The sequence below is a fragment of the Chryseobacterium cucumeris genome (assembly GCF_016775705.1).
GTDB classification, from domain to species: domain Bacteria; phylum Bacteroidota; class Bacteroidia; order Flavobacteriales; family Weeksellaceae; genus Chryseobacterium; species Chryseobacterium cupriresistens.
Genome location: NZ_CP068760.1, coordinates 1,354,970 through 1,372,203, shown reverse-complemented (window position 1 = coordinate 1,372,203; position 17,234 = coordinate 1,354,970). Strand labels below are relative to the sequence as shown.

Genomic DNA, 17,234 nt, shown 5'->3' with positions numbered 1-17,234 from the left:
ATAATTTTGTAATGGGTTGATAAGTTGAATAAAGATAAGTAATCTCAATAAAAAACCGGCTGTTTTTAAACAGCCGGTTGTATTTATTGTTCCAGTTTTTCTTTGATGTATTTTGCCGTATAGGACTTTTTATTTTTTGTCAGATCTTCCGGTGTTCCTGCAAATACAACTTCGCCACCATGTTTTCCGGCTTCCGGACCGATATCGATAATATAATCGGCACATTTGATAATATCAGGCTGATGCTCAATAACAATCACCGAATGTCCGAGATCAATCAACGCCTGTAATGACTTCAGTAATTTTTGAATATCATGGAAGTGAAGCCCTGTGGAAGGTTCATCAAAAATGAATAACGTTTTATCAGTTGTTACTCCTTTTACAAGGAATGAAGCCAGCTTCACACGCTGTGCCTCACCTCCGGAAAGGGTAGAAGAGCTTTGTCCCAGCTGTAAATAACCTAAACCTACTTCCTGCAAAGGTCTCAGCTTCGTAACTATTTTCTCCTCATTATTATCTTTAAAGAACTCCAATGCTTCATCTACGGTCATATGAAGAATATCAGAGATGTTTTTCTCATCAAATTTTACTTCAAGGATCTCATTTTTGAATCGTGTTCCTTTACATACCTCACATTCAAGCTCGATATCCGCCATAAACTGCATGGAAACATTGATCACTCCTTCTCCTTTGCATTCATCACATCTTCCGCCATCTACGTTGAAAGAGAAGTGTTTAGGCTTATAACCCATCATTTTGGCTACTTTCTGCTTGGCAAAAAGATCACGGATATCGTCGTAAGCCTTTAGATAAGTTACAGGATTTGAACGGGATGATTTTCCAATAGGGTTCTGGTCAATCAGTTCAATGTTTTCGATCAGTTTTTTTGGAAATTCTACAGCATCATAATCTCCTTTTTTACCGCCCATTCCTAACTGGATTTGGATGTCATTGGTAAGAATTTCTTTCATCAAAGTAGATTTTCCACTTCCTGAAACTCCGGAAATGACTACCAGACTTTCCAAAGGAACGTCTACATCTATATTTTTGAGATTGTTCTGACGGGCTCCTTTAATGTAAATCCATTCTTTTGCTTTTCTTCTTTTCTTCGGAACTTCTATTTCAAGTCTTCCGGTAAGGTATTCTGAAGTAAGTGTATTGGCTTTTTTCAGATCCTTATAATCTCCGGCAAATACCAGTTTCCCGCCAAGATAACCTGCTTCCGGGCCAATATCAATAATATAGTCAGCCGCTCTCATTACATCCTCGTCATGTTCTACTACAATCACGGTATTTCCAAGGTCACGAAGATTTTTCAATACTTCGATCAGGTTTTCCGTATCTTTAGAATGCAGCCCGATAGAAGGCTCATCCAGAATGTAAATAGAACCTACCAAAGAACTTCCTAAGCTTGTTGCCAGGTTGATTCTCTGACTTTCTCCTCCTGAAAGGGTATTCGATGTTCTGTTTAATGTTAAATAACCTAATCCTACTTTTAATAAAAATTCCAGACGGGTGGTGATTTCGTAAATCAGTCTTTTGGCGACTTCTTTGTCATGATCTGAAAGTTTTAATCCGTTGATCACCGGAGCCAATTCATCCAAAGGAAGTTCAATCATCGACTGGATATTGTGTCCGTCTACTTTTACCCAGCTTGTTTCTTCACGAAGTCTCAAGCCTTCACATGTCGGGCAAAGGGTTTTTCCTCTGTAACGGGAAAGCATTACTCTGTACTGGATTTTATAAAGGTTTTCTTCAAGCATCTTGAAGAAATTGTTGATGCACGGGAAATTACTCCTTCCGTCACCTTTCCAAAGGAAGTTTTTCTGTTCTTTTGTTAATTGATGATAAGGTTTGTGGATAGGGAAGTCACCTGCTTTTTTGATGAAATCCTTTTTCCATTCGCTCATGGTTTCTCCCCGCCAGCAGACAACGGCATCTTCGTAGATAGAAAGAGTTTTATTAGGAACTACAAGATCTTCGTCAATTCCGATCACTTTTCCGTATCCTTCACATACCGGACATGCTCCGTAGGGGTTATTAAAGCTGAAAAAATGAACGTTGGGCTCAAGAAACTCCATTCCGTCCAGCTCAAATTTATTGGAAAATTCTTTTACCTTCTCAGTGTTTGTATTCTTTAATGAACAATATCCGCGTCCTTCATAGAATGCCATTTGAATAGAATCTGCAAGTCTTTGTAAAAAGCTTTCGTCTTCTTCGTAAGAAAAACGGTCGATGACAAGGTTGATCGTCATTCCTTTTTCCGGGGCAAAACCAAAACTTTCCAGATCTTCAATCCCGGCTACATTTCCATTAATTTCAAGTCTTGTGAAACCTGCCAGTTTTAAAACATTCAGGGTTTCTTTAAAATTGTCTGCATCATATTCCAATGGAGCAGTTAATAGAAAGGAAGTATCTTTTTTTGAAGCCTTGATGAAGTCGACTACATCAGAAACCGAATCTTTCTTCACTTCTTCTCCCGAAACCGGTGAAAAGGTTTTCCCGATCCTTGCAAACAAGAGCTTCATATAATCGTAGATCTCTGTTGAAGTTCCTACCGTAGAACGAGGGTTGGAAGAAATTACTTTCTGCTGGATGGCAATAGAAGGGGCGAGTCCTTTGATATCATCTACTTTTGGTTTTTCTAATTTCCCCAAAAACTGACGGGCATAAGAACTTAAACTTTCAACATATCTTCTCTGTCCTTCTGCGTAGATCGTATCAAAAGCCAAAGATGACTTACCGCTTCCCGAAACTCCTGTAATAACAATCAGTTTGTTCTTTGGAATAAGGACGTCTATATGTTTCAGATTATTAAGATGTGCATTCTTAACGAAAATCTGCTTTTTTATATCTATTTCTGTTGTGTTAGCCATATTTTGTTTATTCATATAAAGACTGCACAGCATTAAGGCTGTCAGTAATGGTGTTTGGCTACAAATATTCTGTGGCCGGTATCAATTGAACTTTTACATATATCCTGATTCCTCTGAAATCTGTTGCTGCAATTTTTATAAATGCTGGCAAAATCACTATTGAAATAGAATACTTTCATCGTAAAATTAAGACCCACAAAATTACGAAATTTTAGCGAAAAATTTACGCTTATCTTATTGTTAAAAATTGTTATAATGATCGTTACATTGAACAGGTTAAACCCATATTTTGCTTTCAAAACCACCTGAAAAGGTGTATATTTTGTGGACTTAATTTTATTTTGCTGTTTATTTTACAGTGTTTTATATAATTTTTTAAAATATATTGTGTTTTTTTATTGAACTATTGTTTTATATTGTAAAATTATTTAAAATTGCATTCATAAATATGTAATAGAGAAATGAGAAAATTATTCAGAGATCTGGTTACACATTTAATGAGAAAAAGATAGAAATTACTCCCTCAGAAAGATGCAGCTTCACGCTGCATCTTTTTTTATGACAACTATCATTTGCCTTTCTTCGTGAACTCCCTTACTTTTGGACTCTCTTAAAAAACTACGGAAACGATTATGATCAAAAAGATAGGAAGTGCTTTTTTTCTGGGATCTTTACTTTGGGTAAATGCACAGGAAAAGACAACAGATATTGAAAGCATTGAATTTCAGGGTAAATTTATCTCTACACCTTATAAAAGCGCTAACCAGAACATCAGCGTTATCACCAGAGAAGATATTGTAAATTCTCCGGCTAAAAGTATCGACGAAATTCTTCAACAGGTGCCGGGAATGGATATCAGAAGGAGAGGAGCCAATGGAGTGCAGAGTGATATCGGTTTCCGTGGTAGTTCTTTTGAGCAGGTTCTTTTGTTATTGAACGGAATCAGGATGAATGATTCCCAGACCGGACATAATAATATGAATATTCCGGTAGATCTGGATGAAGTAGAAAAGATAGAAATCATAAAAGGCCCGGCTGCAAGACGTTTCGGACAGAATGCTTATGCCGGTGTTATCAATATCATCACCAGAAGTGTTCCAGGGAAAAAAGTGAAGATAAGCGCAGAGGGAGGAGATTACGGCAGCTATGGTCTGGGATTTAACGCGCAGATCGGAAATGAAAAATTCACGAACTCCCTGCAGGCGAATTCAGCTTCATCAGAAGGGTATATGTTCAATACTGATTATGAGATCAGAAATGTATTTTATCAGGGAAAACTGAATATCAAAAACGGAGATGTAAGAGTTCAGGCCGGCTTTTCGGAAAAGAAATTCGGAGCCAATGGCTTTTATACTTCCAGTGCTGCAACGAAGCAGTATGAGGAAACGCAGGCTTCTATCGTAAGTGTAGCTCATCAGCAGACTTTTGGAAAGCTGAAACTTAATTCTAATGTATACTGGAGAAGAGGACAGGATATGTACCTTTATGACAGATGGAATCCGGATTTTTACCGAAATATGCACATTGGAAATAATGCAGGTGGAGAGGTAAATTCCAGCTATCAGTGGGGGTTGGGAACAACCGGAATTGGTGTTGAGCTTAGAAAAGAATTTCTGGTCAGCAGTAATTTAGGAGACAGAAACCGTTTTGTATCTCAGGTTTTCTTTGAACATCATTTTTCATTACTGGATAAAAAACTGAATATCAGTCCGGGAATTTCATGGGCTAATTATTCTAAAGAAGGGAATTTCTTCTATCCGGGGCTTGATGTAGGCTATAACTTTAATGCTAATTCTAAAATCTACGGAAATATTGCAAAAGTACACCGTGTACCCACTTTTACCGAACTGTATTATGTGAGTAAAACGGAGCAGGGAAATCCGGATTTACAGCCTGAAAATGCGATTTCTTCAGAGGTGGGATATCAATATCTAAATAACAGGATTTTAGCAAAAATCAGTGGATTTCTAAGAAACTCCAATAATTCTATTGACTGGGTAAAAAAAGATCTGAGCGATAAAATATGGTACGCCCAAAACGTAGGTGATATCAAAACCAAAGGAATTGAAGCAGAGTGGAGCCACAGACCGACAGACTGGTTAAAATATACCGTTGGCTATACTTATATTGACAGTAAGTATGAAAAAAAAGATGGTGTGGTTTCAAGATATATTCTGGACAATCTGAAGCATCAGTTTGTGTCCAAGTTAGAGGTGAAATTCCTGAAAAACTTTACCAATGAGCTTGTTTACCGTTACAATGAAAGAGTCAATCTGGGAACCTATAATCTTGTAGATGAGAAGCTGAGCTTTGCTAAAAAAGATTACTCAGTATATGTGTTGATTAACAATTTGACCAATACAAAATATACAGAAGCTTTTGGTGTCGGGATGCCGCAAAGGTGGTTCCACATTGGGTTTTCTTATACAATTAATATTAAGTAGGTGTTAATTTAATATTAATGAAAGTTAATATTAACAAATTGTTAAAAAATATACATTTGCAAAAATTTTTTATGAAACGTCTTATAGGCTTAGGTTTATTACTTGGAATATCTTTTTTTAAAGCACAGGAACACATTTCCAGCTTCAATGCAGTGACTCTGACCTATAAGTTTCATCCGAAATTTTTCCTGTACGCAGAGGGGCAATTGCGTGGTAACGAAGATTATACTTACCCCGATTATTATGAGATAAAAGGGGGATTAGGGTATAATCTTACCAAAAACCACAAACCTTTTGTTGGGCTGGGAAGATATGTCAACTATAAAGAACATAGCCTGAGCAGAGAAGAGTTCAGGGTATGGCTTCAGGATGTTATCGATGTTAAAAAAGGTATTGTAAAGTTTGAAAACCGTTTTCGTGCTGAAAAGAGCTGGTTCTATGAGCCGAAAACAGATCAGACTTCCCAGAGAATGCGTTACCGATACCGTCTGAATGTAAGTGTTCCTTTAAACGCCAAAACCATCAAGAAAGGAACTGTTTTCGCCAATGCTTATGACGAAGTATTCTTTGTCTCTCCGATGAAGCCTACTTTCGCCAGAAACAGAGTCTATGGCGGTTTCGGCTATCAGATCGATGATTATTTTGGAATCGTGAGCGGATATCTGTGGCAGCGTGAATTTGAAGCAAAAGGGAACAAAAATTTACATTTCGTTTACCTTGCTTTAAACATCAACATCGATGGAACAGATCATCACACGAAGAGTTACGATTTCCCGGGTGCGGATTAATTATTATGTAAATCGGCCTGAAAGTTTAGCAGCTCGAGTTTAGAATTAAGATAATGATCATTCAGTAATGTCTGATATTTTTCAATTACTGACGATATGGCATTTACTTCATGTTCAAGGTATTTATCTTTGTTGAAATAGATATATTCAGAGTTTACAAATTCCTGTAAGAGGTTTTTATCTTCAGCTTTTAAAGCATCCTGGTAAGCCGAGTTTTCAATCAGTTGCTTGGTTATCAGTTTAAAAGGTTCTTCTGCTTTCAATAGTTTGGCCCTGTGTTTACGTATTTCTTCAAAAGGTAAGGTAACAGCCATAAACTGAAGATAGGGTGTAAAGTCATTAAGGCCTTTTTGAAAATCATCGAATTCCTTATCGATTAACGCAAACTTTTTGTATTTGTTAAGAAGGTCTTTTTTCAGGTTTTCATTGGAGATATGATAGTAATGCTGAAAAATAGCTTTGTCATTTTCCAAAAGTTCTTCTTTTACTCTCGCCAGTTTATTTTCCAGTTGAGGGATGAGGCCTGCAGCATCTTTTGCTTTGTATAAAGTGCCGTCAAATCTGAATGTTTTTATTTCTTTAGGATGGGAAACCAGATAATGCAAAATCTGTATATCACCTTCTATCCCTGATTTTTCGTAAACTAAAGATACCTTTCTGTCACTGAAAAAATCTTCGCCCTGATGAGCTGGAATATCAGAAATAACAGATTCAATGTTTTCTATAACAGGATTATGTCTTTCGTAATATCCGTTAAAATCTGAACTGAAGGTCTGATAGATATTATGATCCAGATACAGTCTGACGAACGCTTCATCCTCTATCACTTCACCTACATTTTTTACCGTGCGTAATGTCAGGTATTTTGAGGTCATAATTTCACAAATTTTATCAAATCCGCTGATAATTTCCTTTGCATATCTGTGGTCTGCAGCTGTATTTCTGGTTTTGTTTGTTTTAATCCTTTCAATTCTTTTTAAAATATCCGGATGTGAAGTCCATTGATCTTCAATTTCTATTTTTGATTTATTATAACGTGTAAGATCTTCAGTATCTATTTTTGGAAGTCCGTTGATATAAGGATGGTTATTCCTTTCGGAGAGAATTTTCATTAAAGAAATCTGATTCTTGTACAGATCCTTTGGAAGATATTTCTGATTATTTTCAATATAAAAATTAAAAGAACCAATAAAAGCAACATCACTTAATTCCAGTCTTAATAAAGATGATGTCTGCTCATCAGGATTGGTTATATAGGTTGAAATAGCATCTGCATGATATTCCATTTCTCTTTGCAGGGAAGCATGATTTTTGAAAAGAAAACTGGACATGCCTTTAAGAACGGACTGAAATGCATTAATAAAACTAACTGAAATCAAACCAAAAATTTTAAAGATAGCATTTCCTCCGGAAAATTCCATGATAAAGTTTTCGTAGTCTTTGTTATTGTAAACGGTTTCAAAAATAATTTTTTCTGCCTGGCTTACATAGCCGCCGACTTTCATGCTTTTTTGAGAGAAATGTCCAAATTCGTGAGCCAGAATTGTCCGCAATTCTCCTACACTTGTAGTATTGATCAACCCAACTCCAATCGTCAGATTTTTCTTTACCGGCAAAAACATGCTCCAGAAAATAGAATTATAGCTTACACTGGCGTTTACGTCCGGAGAAAGAAAAACTTTTTGAGGAGCTTTCACTCCTGTTTCAGCCACAATTTCATCAATAATAGCAAAAAGCTGAGGCTGATGGGATTTGTTAACCTCCAGCAAATGACGCGTACTGTAATGGTTTTTTCTGAAAATAAATTTGACAAGGAAAATAAAAACAAAAATTCCAACACTTAATAATCCTGCTGCACCAAAAACGGTAAAGTAATTGAGAGAAATGCTTAACAGTTTTATTGCTCCGTATCCTAATAAGAATATCATCAGGAGTGAGGCGAGTATAAGTATCAGATAGATCAGGAAAAAAACTGAAATGGATACAATAGCAGAAACCAGCTTAGATTGATAAGCTGATGAAATTTTGGGTAGGTTATTAGTCATGTGTGTTTTTTTTATTTAGTATTTCTCTATCAGATTAGTATTTCTCTATCAGATAACGATAGGCTTTCAGATATTTATTGAATCTTTTGATATCTTTAGGAGTAAGCTCTCTGTTTACTCTTCTGAGATCCATATTATCACGAAGGTCATTTAGTTTTACAGCTACAGAAAGGAGAGATCGTTCCGTTCTTTTGATGAATTCATCATAATCTTCTTCCGGATCAAGCTTTGTAAGGCAGCTGATGGCAAAAATAATATATTCAGGGAATCCCTCAGATCTTAAATAATCCAGACTAAACTCCTGTGGATGGTCTTCTACAACATCGTGAAGTACTCCAACGATTTTTTCATCCAGTGTTTTACCATAGTTCATCACACGCATTACGTGGGCAATGTATGGAGCATGGTATTTATCGGTTTGTCCTTTATGAGCCTTATCGGCGATTTTGATTGCTTTATTCAGTAATTCTTCTTTTGTCATTGCTAATGAAAAATAGAGTACAAAAATAAAAAATGCCTTAAGAACTAAGGCATTTTTTATGAAGAATATTTTCAGATGATTTTACAGGTTTGTTTCATCCTCTATATGAGCATGCGGAGCATTGTTTTTTACAGATTCTATTCCGTTTTCCATACCATTGTCAGATTCATACATCTGGCTGGTTCCGATGATCTGCCCGTTTCCGGCTTTTAGATTAAAATAGCATCTGCCGTCATTGGCCGTATTTCTTTCAAATTTTGCATCTTCCTGTGCATTGAGTTTTACGGATCCGATTCCGCTTTCACAGGAAGGTTTGGTACTGTATCCCTGACTGGTTAAAATGACCTGTCCGTTTCCTGCTTTAAGATTAAACTGGAAGTCTCCGTTTGTTCTTTTAGAGATAATAAATTTTCCCATGGTGATAGTTTTTAGGTTGTATTGTGTTTATTTTGACGGTATTATCTTTTTTCGGCTTACCTGAAGCTTATCAGGAGTAACCGAATTTAGAATTTTATATTGTGAATAATCCTTTGAAGGCTCTTTTAAGGCCAGATAAAGGGCAGTATCTTTAGGCATATACGTCAATATCCTGTAAAATTCTTTTTGAGGATGCTCGGGCTTCACAGCAGAATATCCCGGGAATTTTCCTTTAGAAATGATCTTTGTTGTATCAATCTTTGGAGCAGGGACTAAATTGTCTTTTTTTTGTGCCGTAACCATAGCCGAAATGAGGACCAGGGGAAATAATAATTTCTTCATGTGTTATTTAATTTAGAATAAAAATAATAATTTTTTTTGAATATACTTATTGGCTGTCAATAAATCCAATGATCATCATCATAAATAAGGGTGAAAAACAAAAGCGCCCCAAAAATTGGGACGCTGAATCAAATTTATATTATTAAAGACTAATAAGCTCCTTTCTCAATATAGTGAGCTGCTACTTTTTCAGTAAGGGCTACCACATTTGGATGGTTGGTATATTTTGTGAATCTTCTTAGTCCTGAAAGCATCATTCTCTGCTCATCTCCTTCAGCAAAAGAAACAATTCCTTCTTTAGCTGCAGTAATGATTTTCTCCACAGCTTTGTAAAGGTTTAACTGAGCCATAGCTGCTTCTACAGATTCAGGAGAGAAGTGTTTTTCTGCTCTTAATACTGCGGATTCTGCCATATAGATCTGGTTTAGGATTTCAGATGCATTCAGTAATAAATGCTGCTGTTTTTCAATATCCATCATATATTTCTGAAGAGCTGCTCCGGAAACCATTAAGAATACTTTCTTAAGATTGGCGATAATTGCTTTTTCTTCGCTCATGAATTCTGAATAATCAGGAACTTCAAATGAAGGGATGCCCATCAATTCTTTGCTGATCGCCATTGCAGGAGATAAAAGATCCAGCTCACCTTTCATGGCTCTCTTAATAAGCATTCCTACAGCCAGCAATCTGTTGATTTCGTTGGTACCTTCATAGATTCTTGAAATTCTTGAATCCCTCCAAGCCGCTTCCATAGGAGTGTCTTCAGAGAATCCCATTCCTCCGTACACCTGAATTCCTTCGTCTGCGGTGTGTTGTGCTAGATCAGAAACGAAAACTTTAAGGATTGAACATTCAACAGCGAATTCTTCTACACCTTTTAATTCTGCTTCCTGATGGCTTAATCCTGCTGCAACAAGCTCATCAATTTTATCCTGAACATTTTTAGCGGCTCTGTAAGAACCTGCTTCACTTACGAAAACTCCGGTTGCCATTTCTGCCAGTTTCTTTCTGATCGCTCCAAAAGTAGCGATTGAAACACCAAACTGTTTTCTTTCGTTAGAGTACTGGATAGAGTGGTTTAAGATTCTTCTTTGTGCATCAAGACAAGCGGCAGCCAATTTGATACGGCCTACGTTTAATGCATTTAAAGCGATCTTGAAACCATTGTTTCTTTCTCCTAAAAGATTTTCCACAGGAATCTTCATATCATTGAAGAAAACCTGACGGGTAGAAGAAGCACGGATACCCAGTTTATGCTCTTCCTCACCGAAAGTTAAGCTTTCAGGGTTTTCAAGTTCAGATCTGTTGATGACAAATCCAGTGATATTTTTATCATCATCAATTTTAGCGAATAATGTAAATGTATCTGCAAATCCTGCATTAGAGATCCACATTTTCTGACCGTTGATGATATAATGTTTTCCGTCTTCGGAGAGTTTTGCTTTTGTTTTTCCTGAATTGGCATCAGAACCGGCATCAGGCTCTGTCAGACAGTAAGCTCCGAATTTTGTTCCTGTTGCTAAATCCGGAAGGTATTTTTTCTTCTGTTCTTCAGTTCCGTAAAGAACGATAGGAAGCGTACCGATTCCCGTATGGGCTCCATAAGCTGTAGCCAATGAACCTGTAGTTCCTGATAGATAATCACAAGCAAGCATTGTAGTCACAAAGCCCATTCCAAGGCCTCCGTACTCTTCAGGAACGGCAATTCCCAACATTCCCATTTCTCCCAGTTTACGCATGGTCTCTTCAGTAAATGCGTAATCTTTCTTCTCAAAACGCTCTCTTTGAGGAACTACTTCTCTATCTATAAATTCCTTCGCAGAATCACGAAGCATCTTTTGTTCTTCATTCAGTTCTTCAATACTGAAAATTTCATTTGCAGGAATCTGTTTGATCAGGAATTCCCCGCCTTTTAATGTAGCCATATTTGTTTTTTTTATTTTTTGTAAAAAGTATAATGTAAAATGTACATTGTACTTTTTTATGAAATTATTATTATGTAAGTTTTAATACTTTATACATTGTACAACGGACATTATACAACTATAAAAGTTCAAAAATAGAAGCCGCTCCTTGACCTGTTCCCACGCACATAGAAACCATTCCGTACTTGTTGCCGCGTCTTCTCATTTCGTCAAGAAGTTGTACCGTTAGTTTTGTTCCTGTACATCCAAGCGGGTGTCCAAGGGCGATTGCTCCTCCGTTTACGTTTAAGATATCAGGATTTAAGCCTAATTCTTTTTTGATTGCAACCGATTGAGAGGCGAAAGCTTCGTTAAGCTCGATCAAATCGATATCTTTTAATTCTAAACCAGCTTGTTTCAATGCTTTTGGAATAGCATAAATTGGCCCCATTCCCATGATTCTTGGTTCTAATCCGGCTGCAGCATAAGCCACTAATCTTGCCTCAGGCTCCAGTCCTAATTCTTTTACCATTTCCTCACTCATTACCATTACGAAAGCCGCTCCGTCACTCATTTGAGAAGAGTTTCCGGCAGTTACGCTTCCTCCGTTGGCAAATACAGGTCTTAGTTTTGCTAAACCTGCTAAAGAAGTATCTGCTCTAGGCCCCTCATCTACTGAAAAATCAAACTTTTTAGTCTGCAGTTTCTGATTTTCGTCCAGGAAATTATACTCTACAGGAATCGGAACAATCTGGTTGGCAAATTTACCTTCCTGATTAGCCTTTAAAGCTTTCATATGAGATTCAAAAGCAAACTGATCCTGTTCTTCTCTTGTAATATTATATTGTTTTGCAACTTCTTCCGCAGTGTAGCCCATTCCCCAGTAGTAATCAGGGTTTGTTTTTGCGATATCCGTTTCAGGAACCGGCTTATAACCTCCCATAGGAATATATGACATAGATTCTGTACCACCAGCGATGATACAATCTGCCATACCAGCCTGAATTTTCGCAGAAGCAATAGCAATTGCCTCACTTCCTGATGCACAGTATCTGTTCACGGTAACTCCCGGAACTTTATCGGTATTTAACCCCATCAAAGAGATCAGACGCGCCACATTAAGCCCTTGTTCAGCTTCCGGCATTGCATTTCCTACGATAAGGTCATCAATTCTGTTTTTATCTAATTGGGGTAGCTCAGCCATTAATTTTTCAATAACGGTAGCCGCCATGACATCAGGTCTTGTAAATCTTAAACTTCCTTTTGGAGCTTTTCCAACGGCAGTTCTAAAACCTTTTACTATATATGCTGTCTTTGACATTGTTTTATTAATTAATTGTTATAAAAATTAACCATACTGTTTGTCATGCTGGAAGCATCTATTCAATGTTTGGATTCCTTCAGAATGACAAAGTGTTTGTTAATTACTTTTGAAAGTATTAGTTTCTTAATGGTTTTCCGTTCTGTAACATGTACTGGATTCTCTCTAAAGTTTTTCTTTCCCCACAAAGCTGAAGGAAAGTTTCTCTTTCAAGGTTCAATAGATATTGTTCCGTTACAACTGTTGGCTCTGATAGATTTCCACCTACCATCACGTTGGCTAGTTTATCAGCAATTTTCTTATCGTGTGCAGAGATGAAATTTCCGGTTAGCATCTGGTCTGTTCCTACATAGAACATTCCTAATGCGTCTTTACCAAGAACTTTTACTTTTTGCTCGATCGGCTGGGTATAGCCTTGTTCCGCTAATAGTTTTGCTACTTTTTTAGCCTCGGCAATCTGTCTGTTTTTGCTTACGGAAACGATGTCTTTCCCTTTTTCAAGGATTCCCATATCGTAAGCTTCGTAGGCAGAAGTAGCTACTTTACCCATGGCGATGTTCATAAATGCATCACGAAGTCTGTTATTTTTAACATCATCGTTGTGGAATTCTCTGGAAGTTCTTAAAGTCAATTCTTTAGTACCTCCACCACCAGGAATTACTCCAACTCCGGTTTCAACAAGTCCGATATAGGTTTCTGCAGCGGCAACCACCCGGTCTGCATGCATCGTCATTTCGCATCCTCCACCTAAAGTCATTCCGTGAGGAGCAACTACTACAGGAATAGAAGAGTAGCGTACTCTCATCATTGATTTCTGGAAGTAAGCGATCGCCATATTCAGATCATCCCAATCCTGTTCGATTGCCATCATAAGAATCATCGCAAGATTGGCACCTACAGAGAAATTAGCTCCCTGGTTACCAACTACTAATCCGTCATATTCTTTTTCTGCCAAATCAATCGCTCTGTTCAATCCGTCAAGAACTTCGCCTCCAAGAGAGTTCATTTTTGAACGGATCTCAAAGTTGATAATTCCGTCTCCTAAATCTTGAATTGCAGCCCCTGAATTACTCCAAAGCGTTTTATTTTTTCTGATATTATCTAAGATTATGAATGCATCCTGACCAGGGATCTTGTTGTATTCTCCTGAATTTTTATCAACATAGATACTTTGTCCTTCATCATTAACTTTATAGAAGGTTTCTACATTTTTCACCCAGTCAGAAACTTCGTATCCTGCATCTTTTGCCAGTTCAATACCTTTCTGAACACCTACGGCATCCCAGATTTCAAATGGACCGTTTTCCCATCCGAAACCGGCTCTCATCGCATCGTCAATTTTATAGACCTCGTCAGAGATTTCAGGTACTTTGTGCGAAACGTAAGCGAATAATGCCCCTAAAGACTTTCTGTACAATTCACCAGCTTTATCTTTACCACCAATTAATACTTTAAATCTGTCAATCGGTTTATCTATAGATTTTGTTAATTCCAGAGTAGGGAAGGATGATTTTCCTTGAAGTTCATACTCCAAAGTATCAAGGTTTAATCCGTGAATTTCAGATTTTCCTTCTGCATTTTTCACTTTTTTATAGAAACCTTGTTCTGTTTTTGAACCTAGCCATTTATTATCCATCATCTTCTGGATATAGGGAGGAAGGGCAAATACATCATTAAAGTCGTTCGCTTCTGCACCGCTTTGACGAACTCCATTGGCTACCATTACCAAAGTATCAAGACCTACAACGTCGGCTGTTCTGAATGTAGCAGATTTTGGACGTCCGATTACAGGACCTGTTAATTTATCAACATCAGAAACGGTAAGTCCTAATTTTTGTACATTGTGAAGAAGATCCATCATGGAGAACACCCCGATTCTGTTGGCGATGAAGGCTGGTGTATCTTTGGCTAAAACAGTCGTTTTACCTAAGAATTTTGCTCCGTAATTCATGTAGAAATCGATAATTTCAGGAGCTGTATCGTTGGTTGGGATAATCTCTAAAAGGGGAAGATATCTTACCGGGTTGAAGAAGTGTGTTCCCGCAAAGTACTTCTTGAAATCCTCGCTTCTCCCTTCTGTAAGGAGATGAATAGGAATACCGGATGTATTGGAAGAAATTAATGTCCCCGGTTTTCTGAACTGTTCAATTTTTTCGTACACAGACTTCTTGATATCAAGTCTTTCAACGACTACTTCAATGATCCAGTCGGTATTTTTTATTTTCGGCAAATCATCATCGAAATTTCCGATTTTGATTCTGTCTGCAAACTTTGGTGAATAAAGAAGTGCAGGACTTGCTTTTTTAAGTTTTTCAAAGTTTTCGGAAGCAATTCTGTTTCTTACTGCTTTGTCATCTTTGGTCAAACCTTTTTTCTGTTCAGCTTCAGTAAGTTCAAAAGGAACAATATCCAAAAGTGATACTTCAACGCCGATGTTGGCGAAGTGAGCAGCGATTCCGCTTCCCATAATTCCTGAACCAAGAACCGTTACATGTTTGATTCTTCTTTTCATATGTAAATTTTTATTTGTATAAGATGATATGAACCCGAAGGCTTCATCATAATTTATTTTCTGTTATTTAATAATTCGTTGGCTATTTTCATGATTTCACCCATCACATCTTTGAAAGCCTCCAGTTTTTCCGGAGAAATTTTTTCCATCACCTTCTTGTTGAAATTCACAACGACTTCCTTAGACATATTTCTGGAGTTTAATCCTTTATCTGTAAGTTTGATGATCACCTCTCTTTTATCAGTGGTGGTCTTCTCCTTATAGATGTATCCGTTATCTTCAAGAAGTTTGATGATTCTTGTTAAAGAAGTGGGTTCAATAGCCATCTTCGGTCCAAGATTGGTACTTCGGGTTCCTTCTTTAGGATCTATTTTTAAAAGTGTGAGTGCCTGTACCGCTGTGGAATCATGTTCCTGGGCTAATTCTGTGTACATTTTAGAAACAGCCAACCAGGTCTGTTTTAAAATTAAATCTACGTTTTCTATTTTTTCCTTATTATGATCCATCATTTTTGCGCCAATGGTTTTACCCAAATTTAATAAATATTATGCATGCATAATATTTATTAACGTTAAATTTTGTTAATAGGCTGTAAATAAATGGATTAAATTGTATGATTAGCATAATACTATGCATGCATAGTATGTGGATAAATCAAAGAAAATTAAGTATTAATGAATGTTTGAGACTAAAATGATGATTTCTTCAAAAGATTCACATTGATAGGTGGAGGAATCCTTAGCAATTACCCAAAATGGGTTCTGAAATTCGAAATTCAGGTCAGACAGGTCTTTTTGGAAGTTTTTTTGAAGCAGAGAATACAGCATTTCCTTGTGAAACTGCGGTGCAGAGATTACTGGCGGAATAAAGGTCTCATTGATTTGAAATAAGGAAGCATTTGTAAGTTCATTATGCTGAAGCAAAATGTCCTCAACAATTCCGGAATACAAATGATTTTCCTTTACATACCATATTTTGTCTGCGAATTCTTTAGCCAGTCGCCAGTCATGGGAAGAAAAAAGGATAAGCTTGTTCTGTTCCTTAGCCAGCTTTCTTAAAGTTTTAAGAATAATAATTTTATTTTTTTCATCCAGATGGGTAGTAGGCTCATCCAGAATGATAATAGGCGAATTTTGGGTGATAGCCCGTCCGATAAATGCTTTTTGAAGATTTCCGTCAGAAAGGTTTTTCAAAAGAGTATATCGGTACTGATTAAGATCCAGTTCTTCAATAATATGACGAACCTCTTCGCGATCCTCTTTTCTAAGTTCAAAATAAAAAGGGTAGTAGATATACTTTCCCAGAGAAATGAGATCTTCAACAGTATAATGCTGCGGAATTACCGATTTTGAGAAGACAATGGCAATATTCTCCGCAATCTCTTTTACCGAAAGATTTTTTACATTTTTTCCATTAATAGAAATTTCCCCATTCAGTAAAGGGAGCTGATGCAGGATAGATTTGATTAATGTTGTTTTTCCTACACCGTTATTACCAATCAGCAGGCATACATCACCAAGCTTTAAATCTGCATTGGCATTGGAGATTAAAGTTGTATTGTAGCCGATATCTGCCTGTTTGATCTGTAGATGCATGTTTTTGTTCGTTTTCGCGAAGACGCAAAGTTTTTTACAAAAATAATGTTTTAAGACGCAAGGAATTTGACTTTGTCAAATTTTTATCATGTTTTATTTTATAAGTTGTTCACAATTCTTGTTACTCCGTTTTTGAAGACATCAGATTGAAAGTTAAGTAATAATCCCAATTTACAGTTTGTCATTTTTAAGTAAGTTAAAAGCTGCGCTTTATGAGTAGGTGATATATACTCAACTGTTTTTATTTCCAGAATTACTTTGTTTTCAATAATCATATCGAGTCTGAAAGCGTTCTCTATTTTCAAATCTTCATAAATGATTGGAAGCAGCTTTTGCTTTTCTACTAAAAATCCTGCTTTTGTTAACTCATAGAACATGCATTCTTCGTACACATGCTCAAATAATCCTGCTCCAAGTTTTCTGTGAATCTTTAAACCTGTTTCAAAAACTACTTTTGATAATTCATTTTCTGTCATTTGTGGTGTTTTGTTGGACTTAAATATATGAAT

13 protein-coding genes are annotated in these 17,234 nt (G+C 36.8%); 2 read left to right on the top strand and 11 right to left on the bottom strand.

The features are described 5' to 3' along the window. Positions 1–83: 83 nt before the first annotated feature. Positions 84–2,876: an excinuclease ABC subunit UvrA gene (gene uvrA / locus JNG87_RS06160; protein WP_202842505.1), complete on the bottom strand. Its 2,793-nt coding sequence runs from the start codon at positions 2,874–2,876 to the stop codon at positions 84–86. Positions 2,877–3,508: 632 nt separating this feature from the next. On the opposite strand from uvrA, the gene JNG87_RS06155 reads away from it, so the two are divergent. Both JNG87_RS06155 and JNG87_RS06150 read left to right on the top strand, forming a co-directional pair. After that, positions 3,509–5,320 (top strand): TonB-dependent receptor plug domain-containing protein, encoded by a 1,812-nt coding sequence (locus JNG87_RS06155; RefSeq protein WP_202842502.1) that lies wholly within the window; start codon positions 3,509–3,511, stop codon positions 5,318–5,320. Between the two features lie 71 nt (positions 5,321–5,391). Further along, on the top strand, positions 5,392–6,108 hold the full coding sequence (locus JNG87_RS06150) for a DUF2490 domain-containing protein (protein WP_202842499.1): 717 nt from the start codon (positions 5,392–5,394) through the stop codon (positions 6,106–6,108). Here JNG87_RS06150 and JNG87_RS06145 read toward each other — a convergent pair. The 10 genes from JNG87_RS06145 to JNG87_RS06100 form a co-directional block, all read right to left on the bottom strand. Continuing rightward, positions 6,105–8,153 carry a M48 family metallopeptidase gene (locus JNG87_RS06145; protein WP_202842497.1) on the bottom strand — a complete coding sequence of 683 codons (2,049 nt, stop codon included), beginning with the start codon at positions 8,151–8,153 and terminating at the stop codon, positions 6,105–6,107. The genes JNG87_RS06150 and JNG87_RS06145 overlap by 4 nt on opposite strands. Before the next feature lie 34 nt (positions 8,154–8,187). Next, on the bottom strand, positions 8,188–8,634 hold the full coding sequence (locus tag JNG87_RS06140) for a phosphohydrolase (protein ID WP_041461800.1): 447 nt from the start codon (positions 8,632–8,634) through the stop codon (positions 8,188–8,190). Positions 8,635–8,715: 81 nt separating this feature from the next. Next, complete coding sequence (locus JNG87_RS06135; protein WP_110008738.1) at positions 8,716–9,051, bottom strand: YegP family protein; 336 nt, start codon at positions 9,049–9,051, stop codon at positions 8,716–8,718. Positions 9,052–9,078: 27 nt separating this feature from the next. After that, the gene (locus tag JNG87_RS06130; RefSeq protein WP_202842485.1) at positions 9,079–9,393 is read right to left on the bottom strand and encodes a hypothetical protein; all 315 of its coding nucleotides are present in this window, start codon (positions 9,391–9,393) and stop codon (positions 9,079–9,081) included. A gap of 149 nt (positions 9,394–9,542) precedes the next feature. Continuing rightward, complete coding sequence (locus JNG87_RS06125; protein ID WP_202842483.1) at positions 9,543–11,318, bottom strand: acyl-CoA dehydrogenase family protein; 1,776 nt, start codon at positions 11,316–11,318, stop codon at positions 9,543–9,545. Positions 11,319–11,436: 118 nt separating this feature from the next. Beyond that, positions 11,437–12,618, bottom strand: coding sequence for an acetyl-CoA C-acyltransferase (locus JNG87_RS06120; RefSeq protein WP_062670092.1), 1,182 nt, complete (start codon positions 12,616–12,618; stop codon positions 11,437–11,439). A gap of 118 nt (positions 12,619–12,736) precedes the next feature. Further along, positions 12,737–15,130, bottom strand: coding sequence for a 3-hydroxyacyl-CoA dehydrogenase/enoyl-CoA hydratase family protein (locus JNG87_RS06115; RefSeq protein WP_120230936.1), 2,394 nt, complete (start codon positions 15,128–15,130; stop codon positions 12,737–12,739). A gap of 53 nt (positions 15,131–15,183) precedes the next feature. Continuing rightward, complete coding sequence (locus JNG87_RS06110; protein WP_062671553.1) at positions 15,184–15,636, bottom strand: MarR family winged helix-turn-helix transcriptional regulator; 453 nt, start codon at positions 15,634–15,636, stop codon at positions 15,184–15,186. 165 nt (positions 15,637–15,801) lie between these two features. Then, positions 15,802–16,725, bottom strand: a complete 924-nt coding sequence (locus JNG87_RS06105; protein WP_202842481.1) for an ABC transporter ATP-binding protein — start codon at positions 16,723–16,725, stop codon at positions 15,802–15,804. A 98-nt stretch (positions 16,726–16,823) separates the two neighbouring features. Continuing rightward, the gene (locus JNG87_RS06100; protein ID WP_062670086.1) at positions 16,824–17,201 is read right to left on the bottom strand and encodes a GxxExxY protein; all 378 of its coding nucleotides are present in this window, start codon (positions 17,199–17,201) and stop codon (positions 16,824–16,826) included. Positions 17,202–17,234 lie beyond the last annotated feature (33 nt).